This window comes from Candidatus Desulfofervidus auxilii (genome assembly GCA_030262725.1).
Classification (GTDB): Bacteria; Desulfobacterota; Desulfofervidia; order Desulfofervidales; family Desulfofervidaceae; genus JAJSZS01.
In genome coordinates this window covers 1-8,910 of sequence record JAJSZS010000039.1, presented here as the reverse complement: position 1 = coordinate 8,910, position 8,910 = coordinate 1, and the positions used below count along the sequence as shown (strand labels likewise).

General features: G+C 30.7%; 11 protein-coding genes. 8 read left to right on the top strand and 3 right to left on the bottom strand.

Features of this window, described 5'->3' with window-relative positions; genetic code table 11:
* Positions 1-1,169: ATP-binding protein (locus tag LWW95_11085; GenBank protein MDL1957567.1), on the top strand; the 1,169-nt coding region annotated here is incomplete at its 5' end.
* A 28-nt stretch (positions 1,170-1,197) separates the two neighbouring features.
* On the opposite strand, the gene LWW95_11080 is transcribed toward LWW95_11085, so the two are convergent.
* From LWW95_11080 to cas6, 3 genes are read right to left on the bottom strand one after another with little or no spacing between them, the layout of a single operon-like run.
* Entirely contained in the window at positions 1,198-1,596 is a 399-nt protein-coding gene (locus LWW95_11080) for a PIN domain-containing protein (protein ID MDL1957566.1), read from the bottom strand.
* On the bottom strand, positions 1,580-1,819 hold the full coding sequence (locus tag LWW95_11075) for an AbrB/MazE/SpoVT family DNA-binding domain-containing protein (GenBank protein ID MDL1957565.1): 240 nt from the start codon (positions 1,817-1,819) through the stop codon (positions 1,580-1,582). The genes LWW95_11080 and LWW95_11075 overlap by 17 nt, the downstream gene beginning before the upstream one ends.
* Positions 1,820-1,873: 54 nt before the next feature.
* Positions 1,874-2,605 carry a CRISPR-associated endoribonuclease Cas6 gene (cas6, locus tag LWW95_11070; protein ID MDL1957564.1) on the bottom strand — a complete coding sequence of 244 codons (732 nt, stop codon included), beginning with the start codon at positions 2,603-2,605 and terminating at the stop codon, positions 1,874-1,876.
* A gap of 201 nt (positions 2,606-2,806) precedes the next feature.
* Here cas6 and LWW95_11065 point away from each other — a divergent pair, with 201 nt between their 5' ends.
* The 7 genes from LWW95_11065 to LWW95_11035 all read left to right on the top strand — a co-directional run.
* Complete coding sequence (locus LWW95_11065) at positions 2,807-3,814, top strand: Gfo/Idh/MocA family oxidoreductase (protein MDL1957563.1); 1,008 nt, start codon at positions 2,807-2,809, stop codon at positions 3,812-3,814.
* A complete protein-coding gene (locus LWW95_11060) occupies positions 3,801-4,808 on the top strand; it encodes an ATP-grasp domain-containing protein (protein ID MDL1957562.1) in 1,008 nt (335 codons plus the stop codon). The genes LWW95_11065 and LWW95_11060 overlap by 14 nt, the downstream gene beginning before the upstream one ends.
* On the top strand, positions 4,796-5,338 hold the full coding sequence (locus tag LWW95_11055) for an HAD family hydrolase (protein MDL1957561.1): 543 nt from the start codon (positions 4,796-4,798) through the stop codon (positions 5,336-5,338). The genes LWW95_11060 and LWW95_11055 overlap by 13 nt, the downstream gene beginning before the upstream one ends.
* On the top strand, positions 5,335-6,333 hold the full coding sequence (locus LWW95_11050; protein ID MDL1957560.1) for an NAD-dependent epimerase/dehydratase family protein: 999 nt from the start codon (positions 5,335-5,337) through the stop codon (positions 6,331-6,333). Before LWW95_11055 ends, LWW95_11050 begins: the two co-directional genes overlap by 4 nt.
* The gene (locus LWW95_11045; protein ID MDL1957559.1) at positions 6,312-7,034 is read left to right on the top strand and encodes a class I SAM-dependent methyltransferase; all 723 of its coding nucleotides are present in this window, start codon (positions 6,312-6,314) and stop codon (positions 7,032-7,034) included. The genes LWW95_11050 and LWW95_11045 overlap by 22 nt, the downstream gene beginning before the upstream one ends.
* A gap of 176 nt (positions 7,035-7,210) precedes the next feature.
* On the top strand, positions 7,211-8,554 hold the full coding sequence (locus LWW95_11040) for a DegT/DnrJ/EryC1/StrS family aminotransferase (protein MDL1957558.1): 1,344 nt from the start codon (positions 7,211-7,213) through the stop codon (positions 8,552-8,554).
* 13 nt (positions 8,555-8,567) lie between these two features.
* A partial coding sequence (locus tag LWW95_11035; protein ID MDL1957557.1) for a glycosyltransferase occupies positions 8,568-8,910 on the top strand: 343 nt, incomplete at its 3' end.

Sequence of the window (8,910 nt, the reverse complement as noted above, 5' to 3'; positions counted from 1 at the left end):
TTAAGTATGGAGAACCTTTTTGTGATAGGGAGTCTGAAATTAAATGGTTAATAGATAGGGCGAAGTCTTCTGAAAGTGTTTGTCTTATTAGTTTAAGGCGTTATGGAAAGACATCGCTTCTTAATCAGGTGATGGGTAGGTTAAAAAAGGAGGGATGGTTTACTTTAAAAATAGACCTTATGAATGTGCATTCTATAGAAGATTTTTGCTTTTTTATTGGGCAAGAGATAAGAAAGTTTAAATCTATTAAAAATAAGATTTTTAATACTATCAAACATATTAAGCCCACTATTACTATAGGTGTTGACCCTTTAACTAGTTTGCCTTCTTTTGGGGTTGGTCTCAATAGTAGGGCTTTTAAAAAAGAAGCTATTTTGCGTGAAACACTAAATACTTGTTTAAAATTGCCTAAATTGTTATCAAGCCCTGTCCTTTTAGTCTTTGATGAATTGCAACAGGTGCGTAAGATTGCAGCTAATGGGGAGATTGAGGCAGTGATGAGGGCAGTATTTGAAAAGAGGGATTATGATTTTGTTCCGTTTTACTTAGGTTCAAGAAGAAGCATATTAAAACTTATGTTTCAAAAAGAAAGTGAGCCATTTTTTAAAAGTGCAACTATTAAGGAAATAAAAGGACTTCCTTGTGAATCTTATATTGAATTTGTTCAAAATGAATTTAAAAAGACCCTTTCAATTGTGCCTTCAGAAGGAATTTTGCATACTACTTGGAGATTATTTCAAGGTCATCCCTATGCAGTAGCTAAGGTAGCTAATAGATTGTGGTTTTGTTATTTAGAAAACCTTCCTAAAAACAAAAAAGAGGAAGAGGAAATTTGGTTAGAAGTAATAATAGAGATTATAAAAGAGGAAGGTACATTTTATGAAGCTGTTAATAAAAACCTTCCTCCTTATGTAATGGTAGTATTTCGGAAAATAGCTGAGGAGGGAATATTAGAAAAGCCTTATAAAGAGGATTTTCTTAAAAAAATAGGGATGACAGCAGCAAGAGTCCAAAAGGCATTGGGAACACTTAAAAAAGAGGATAAGATTGAGCATAGAAAAGAGGGGATTTATGTCCTTGACCCATTAGAAAAGCTTTGGCTTCTTACAAGTCGCATGGATGAAGAACAAATAAAGATGGGATTAATTAAAATGCTTAAAGAAAATTAAATTAAGAACAAAAATAAGGCAACTTGGATTATTCAAAACACTTTATATGGAAGTATTTTTGATAAAATTTTTTATCTCGTGTAATAAAGGCATCAGCATTAAGTTTAGCAAAAGCTCCGATAATAAAATCAGGCAAAATACGATTTTTTCTTTTTCCACCCCTTTTTAAATATTCCTTCCAAATTCTGCCTGCTTCCCATAAGACATTTAAAGAACAATGTTTTATTTTTATATTTGTTTCTTCAAAAAAGATATCAAGATCTTTCTTTTCTTTAAATTGAGGAGAAAGCTCAGCATAAACTATGTCGCAAATTATTAATCGTCCCACAGTACTTGCTTTTTTCAAAAGCTCTTTAGAAAATATACCAAACCTTGGGTCAGGCAAAAGAATATCCAATAATATACAAGTGTCAATCGCCAAGGTCATCCCTCTTTCCCCGCATTTCTCTTATCAATTTATCAGAACTTCCTGGTTTGTTTAAAAAACCATAATATTTATCAAAGGGAGATTCCTTTTGTTTGGTAAGTAAAACACCTTCTTCAGTTAAAAGAAAAATTATATTATCTCCTGGTTTAATACCTAAAGATTTTCTTATTTTTTTAGGTATGACAACTTGTCCTTTTTTACTTATTTTAGCTATTACTTTCATAAGTCTTACTCTTTTTTGATTTACTTTTTAAAGTAAAACAATTAATAAGTCAAGTCACAGTTTTTCCCAACAGCCAAATCCCTGACTATTCTTTGCACCTAGGCCTGTATCATAGGAAAGATGAATAATTTCAGGATTTCCTTTAATTTCATAAATCCCCATCCATGCCTTTATCACTGTTCCTTTATAAATAATTATTTTTTGATCAAATAATTTCACTTTTTTTGGTTTTATCTCAAACTCAAAATAAGGGAGTTTTTTATTAAAAACAAGCTCATATTTTTTTCTTAAATTTTCTTTTATGAGTTCATTAAATTCGCTTTCAAAAGGTGAGTAATAATATGTTTTCTTTTTTCCATCAGGCTTTTTAAAAGTACTATATACGGTGATGGGAGAAAGCATTTTTATTAAAATTTTTCCATCAAAAGAAGGTTTTTCTAATACTGCGATTGATTCCAAAAAAACTTCGGATTTATATAAGAAAAATCTTTCTTTTTTTAAAAGTCCTTCTGCTAAACTTTGCAATATCTCATCCTTTGGTGAAGAGATGATTAATTTAACAGGCGGTTTGAATTCAAAACCATCTTTTGTAATTTTTAATTTCCCTAAAAGTCTTGAAAAAGTGAAAAGTTTAAATTTCCTTTTTTCATATTTATAACCTTCTTTATGAAGTTTTCTTCGTAAAATAGGGTCAAGCAATGAATAAACAAGACCTTGCAAGATGTGGTTATGAGATTTAGGGAGTATAAATGGTTTTTCTGCACTAAAATTTATTTCTATATGCATTTTTCAGTATTAATACAAAAAGGTTAATTTTTTGTAAAGTTTTAATTTTTTGTGCCAAAAACGCCCATTTGTGCTTTTTACCCCGCACAAATTTTATTATTGCCTAAAAGTTTTGTAGGAGTAGTATAATACTATATTTGGCACCATCTTTGCTGACCTATGTGTCAGAGCAATTCTGATTAATGTTTTTAAAGTAAGGGAATGTTAAAGATTGGTATTATCGGATTAGGATATTGGGGTCCGAATCTCCTTAGGAATTTTTGTGCTAATGATAAATGTAGTGTAGTAATAGCATGTGATTTGCTAGATAAAAATTTAAGAAAAATTAACAAAAATTATCACAATATAAAACTCACCAAAGATTATAGGGAAATTCTGAAAGAAGGAGTGGAATTAGTTTGTATTGCTACCTCTCCCAGCACGCATTTTGAGATTGCTAAATATTTTTTAAAAAATGGTATTAATGTTTTAATAGAAAAACCCATGACAACAAAGGTAGGGGATGCATTAGCTCTCTTAGAGCTTTCTTATCAAAAAAATCTTAAAATTTTTATTGACCATCCCTTTGTATTTAGTCCACCAGTAAGAAAAATTAAGGAGTTAATAAAAAACGGACGACTTGGTAAGGTATGGTATGTTGATTCTGAAAGAGTGAATTTAGGTTTATTGCAAAATGATGTAACTGTTATCTGGGATTTGGCTCCACATGATTTTTCTATTTTTAATTATCTTTTTGAGTGTTTACCAGTTAGTGTTCAAGTTGTGGCATCTAGACATAAGCATCCTTATTGTGAAGATTTAGCACATATTGTCTTAAAGTACGACAATAAATTTATAGCTCATATTGATGTAAGCTGGCTATCTCCTGTAAAAATTAGAAAAATGATAATCGGTGGCGAAAAAGGGATGATTCTTTATAATGATATTGATCAAGTAGAACCTGTGAAATTTTATGAAAAAAGGATTGAAATAGACGTTAGCAAAGTTTCGCCATTCCATCCTGTTTATCTAACAGGTGATATTTGGTGTCCAAAGGTTGATAAATATGAACCTCTAGCAAAGATGGTGGAAAATGTGGTGAATACCTTATATGGCAGTGAACAGCCTGTTGTTGATGGATATGAAGGACTGAAAGTAGTTAAATTATTAGAAGCATGTGATAAAAGTGTTAGAAACAACGGAAGGGAGGTAATGGTTGGAGAAATTTAGAATATTGATAGATGGTAGTGGTACAGCTACAGCACTTTCTATTATAAAAGGAATAAATAAACAGAAAAAATACAGTGTTTTTATAGTAACTATTGATATGGATAGTTTTAATACAGGGCGTTTTCTTTCTGATAAGTTTTATCAAGTTCCTCCTGCAGATTCGCCTTTATTTATCAAGGAACTTTTTAATATTTGTAAAACTGAATCTATTGATTTATTCCTTCCGGTTATTGACCTTAGTTTTTTAAAACTGGCACAAGCAAAAAAACAATTTAGAATTATGGGTACACATATTTTACTTGCTCCTTCAAAGGCTATTGAAATTACTAGCGATAAATTTAAGACATATACTTTTTTTAAAAAACATAATATTCCTACTCCTATGACTTTTCTCCCAGACAGCTTACCTAATAAACTAGAATTTCCTCTCTTTATAAAACCAAGAATAGGTGGTCGAGCGTCAATCAATGCCTTTAAGGTAGAAAGTCACATAGATTTAGAATACTACATGTCCAAAATAAAACATCCGCTTGTGCAAGAATATATTGATGGATTTGAATTTACTGCAGACTGCTTAAATTCATTAGATGGAAAGTCTTTTATAGAGTGTATAGTAAGAAAGAGGATTGAGACTAAAGGAGGACTAGCGATAAAATCAGAAATAATCAAACCTCCTTTGTCAGAGAAAATAAAACACTATATAAGGAAGATTTCTATTACTTTACGCTTACCAGGGGCATATAACATTCAGGGATTTATTAAAAAAAATGAGGAAATTTTTTTCACTGAGATAAATCCAAGATTTGCAGGGACACATGCCTTTACAATTGAGGCAGGATTAAATTCTATAGAGTATATTCTAGATATGTTTTGTGGTATTCCCATAGAGCAAATTAAACGTTCTATCGCTATAAATTATGACTTAAAAATGGTTAGGTATTGGCAAGAAATTTTTGTTAATGGAAATAAAGCTTATACGCCATGGACATTTTAAAAATAGCTAATAATTTTGATGTAATTATCTGGGATTTTGATGGCACACTTGTGGAGTTAGAGGTAAATTGGGATAATTTAAAAAAAGAACTTCTGAATGTCGCCACTAGAGCTGGTTATACTGAGAAGGATAACACTTTAAATAGAATCTTGTATTTCTTAATAGACAAAGGTTTTAAAGACAAAGCTTTTACTTTACTTCGCAGATATGAGAACAACGCACTATATAAAGTAAATCAAAAAATCATAAAAGTTATAAAAAAAACGCCAGATAAAAAGCATATTATTATTAGCGATAACTTGAAGAAAACAATCATAAAAATCCTAAATCAACTAAATATAACTTCTTTTTTTGACTTAATCATTGCTAAAGAAGATGTAACTAATTTTAAGCCACATCCAGAAGGTTTAAGAAAGATTTTACAGGTATATTCAAATCATAAGATACTATACATAGGTGATAGTTGGAAAGACAAAGAGATTGCCCATGAATGTAAAGTAAAATTTTTAGAAGTGGAGAGAATGGAGTGAGGGTGTTTATTACTGGAGGAGCAGGTTTTATCGGTAGTTGGATAGTAGAAAAACTAGTAGAAAAGGGTTATATGGTAACTGTTTATGACAATTTCTCAACAGGTTTGCCAGAAAATTTAAGTAATGTAATCTCAAAAATTTCTATAATAAAGGGAGACATTCTTGACTATGAAAAATTAAAAACATCTATGGCAAATCACGATATAGTTAACCATCAAGCTGCTCAACTTGAAATTATGACAGCCATCGGAGAGCCACAAAAAGATGTACGCACTAATATTATAGGTTCTCTAAATATACTAAAAGCATCCAAGGAATTGGGTATTAAAAAACTAATCTTTGCTAGTTCAGCATGTGTTTATGGAAATTTAAATAAGTATTTAGTGAAGGAAGAAGATATTCCTCAACCTAATTGGGAATATGGAGTAAGCAAATTAGCAGTAGAAAAATACTGTGATATATACGCTATGTACGAAGGACTGAATATAGCAAGTCTAAGATATTCTATCGTTTATGGAGAAAGAGAATGGTATGGACGTGTATTGACTATCTTTTTGAAAAGAGCACTAGAGGGTAAAAAATTAGTAATCTTTGGTGAAGGGAATAACATAAGGGATTTTATCCATGTGGAGGATGTAGCTGATGTTAATCTATTGTTAACTGAAAAGGAATGGCATGGACATCTCATTTTAAATGTAAGTACAGGTATACCTATAAGTATAAAGGAGTTAGCAACCCTTGTACAAAAGATAATTAAAGAATTAGAAGAAAGGGATGTTGATATAATTTATGAGCAATTAAGAGAGGGAGAATATTCACAATATGTTAAAGGCAGACTAAGAATCCCAAGGGAGTTGTTAATTATGAGTCTTGATAGTTATAAGTTAAAAACAATGTTTAATTGGTTTCCTAAAGTAGATCTATATTCGGGTATCAAAAGAGAATATATGTGGTTAAAAGGTAATGTGAATAGATGGAAAAAAATGTCTTATTAGACAATATAGCAGCTATCTATAAAATTGAAGAAGATTTTGATTCTGTGTTACTTAATTATAATTTAAAAGTAATTTCTTTTTATTTCAAAGGAAACATATTTTTAGAGCTGGGAACTTCGGGACTTTCAACAAAATTACTCTTGCCTTATGCATCTTGTATAGATGTAGTAGAGGCGTCAAAAGTTAATATAGAAAAAGCCAAACAGATGGTAGATAATAACTGCATTACTTTCTACCTTTCTCTTTGGGAAAAATTCAATTATCCTGTCCAAAAATACACAGATATAATCTGGCTTAGAGGGATGGAACACATAGAAGCTCCAGAAAAAATATTGCAAAGATTAAGAACAGCTTTAGTGAAAAAAGGAAGATTACATATTGTAGTGCCAAATGCTCTTTCTTTACATCGCCGATTGGGTACTTACATGAAACTTATTAAAGAACCACACGAATTGAGTGAAAGGGATAAAAAATTTGGTCATGTTAAAGTGTATGACCGATTTCAGGTCACACAACTTTTAATTGAAGTAGGTTATCATGTTTTTGCTTGGGAGGGTATTTTCTTAAAACCACTGCCAAATGCAAAAATGCTTTTGTTGTATAAAGAAAATCCAAAATTAATAGATGCATTATATAAAATAGGTAAGGAGCTACCAGATTACTGCGCAGAAATTTATATCTGTGCAGAAAATTCAGAATAATGGCCACTACTTTAAGATTTATATTAGATGTCCCTTTAATTGTGGATCATTTACTTAAACGGCAGAATCAGTACGAAATGTCAAAGATACTTAATTTTTTGTGGAAAAACAAAATAGGATATATTAGCTCTTCCAGCTTGCCTATTATTCAGCATTTAACTCAGGAAAATAATGAGGTGTCCTTAAAAGATATATGCAATTTTTTATCTAAGTTTTATATAGCAAAAACACCATCATATGTAGATTTTAAACACCCATTAATTCAAATAGGTTTTACTAGTTATTTTATAGAAAGCTCTGCAAGAAGTATAGGAGCCTATGTTTTGACAAATAATAAAGAATTTTTAAGATACTCTAATATAGCTATTCATCCTAAAGATTTTTTTCAATTTATAAAGGAGTATAAAAGCAACGCCAATATTCCATTTATAAATCTGAAAGATTTAAATCTACAATATTATCCCCAAATAGAGATATTGTTTGATGACATTATCGCCCAAAGCAACTTTATATGTGGGAAATATGTTCATGCTTTTGAGAAAACCTTTGCAGAGTATTTAGGAATTAGACATTGTATAGCTGTAAATTCAGGTACAAGTGCCTTAATTGTTTCGTTGTTAAGCATTGGTTTAAAACCAGGTGATGAGGTAATCTTGCCTGTAAATACATTTATTGCTACGGCTGAAGCAATTTCTCTCCTGGGTGGAAAACCAGTTTTTGTAGATATAGATGAAAGGACATATAACATTAATCCAAATAAAATAGAGGAAAAAATTACTTCACACACAAGGGCTATAATCCCTGTTCACCTTTACGGACAATGTGCAGATATGGATCCTATATTAGAAATCGCAAAAAAATATAAATTGTGGGTAATAGAAGATGCTTGTCAAGCACATGGAGCAGAATATAAATCTAAAAAGGCTGGAACTATTGGACACATAGGTTGCTTTAGTTTTTATCCAAGCAAAAACCTAGGGGCTTGGGGAGAGGGAGGTGCGATAGTAACTAATAATCATAAGCTAGCAGAAAAAATGTACAAAATAAGGAACCATGGCAGCACTAAAAAATACCAACATGATATTATAGGTGGAAATTTTAGAATGGAAGAATTCCAAGCAGCAGTTTTATTGGTGAAATTAAAAGATCTGGATACAAATAATGAAAAAAGAAGAAAGATTGCTTTCACTTATACTAATCTACTTAAAAATATAAAAGGTATTATTCCTCCCTTTGAAGCACCTTATATAAAACATGTATATCATCTTTATGTAGTTAGAATAATTTCTAAAAACCGCAATTTAATTGAAACTTATCTTAAAAACAAGAATATCGAAACTTTGATTCATTATCCCTTACCTATTCATTTACAGCCTGCATATTCATTTTTGAGGTGCAATAAGAAGAATTTTCCTGTAGCAGAGAAAATAGCAAAAGAAATTTTAAGCTTGCCTATCTATCCTGAGCTAAAGGAAGAAAAGATAAAATATGTAATAGAGGCATTAAACAATATAATATAGGAGGTTTTAAAAAATGACTAATAACCCTTTGGTTAGTATTATTATCACAAATTACAACTATGGTCAGTTTCTTGAACAAGCAATTGAGAGCGCATTAAATCAAACTTACTCTAATATTGAAGTAATAGTAATAGACGATAAATCTACAGACAATAGCGAAGAAATACTGCAAAAATATGCTAAAAAAGATAAAAGATTGCGTTTTTATAAAAATGACAAACGTTTGGGAGCGACAGGGGCAGCTCAGAAAGGTGTAGAAATAGCTAATGGTAAATTCTTCACATTTTTAGCAGCTGATGATTTTTATGAGCCAGATTTTATTGAATGTTCAGTTAAAGAGATGTTGTTGCATCCTG

Excerpts from the sequence above, each read along its gene's own strand:
- LWW95_11080 (MDL1957566.1), bottom strand. The coding sequence starts at position 1,596 with ATGACCTTGGCGATTGACACTTGTATATTATTGGATATTCTTTTGCCT.
- LWW95_11075 (MDL1957565.1), bottom strand. The coding sequence starts at position 1,819 with ATGAAAGTAATAGCTAAAATAAGTAAAAAAGGACAAGTTGTCATACCT.
- cas6 (MDL1957564.1), bottom strand. The coding sequence starts at position 2,605 with ATGCATATAGAAATAAATTTTAGTGCAGAAAAACCATTTATACTCCCT.
- LWW95_11065 (MDL1957563.1), top strand. The coding sequence starts at position 2,807 with ATGTTAAAGATTGGTATTATCGGATTAGGATATTGGGGTCCGAATCTC.
- LWW95_11055 (MDL1957561.1), top strand. The coding sequence starts at position 4,796 with ATGGACATTTTAAAAATAGCTAATAATTTTGATGTAATTATCTGGGAT.
- LWW95_11045 (MDL1957559.1), top strand. The coding sequence starts at position 6,312 with ATGGAAAAAAATGTCTTATTAGACAATATAGCAGCTATCTATAAAATT.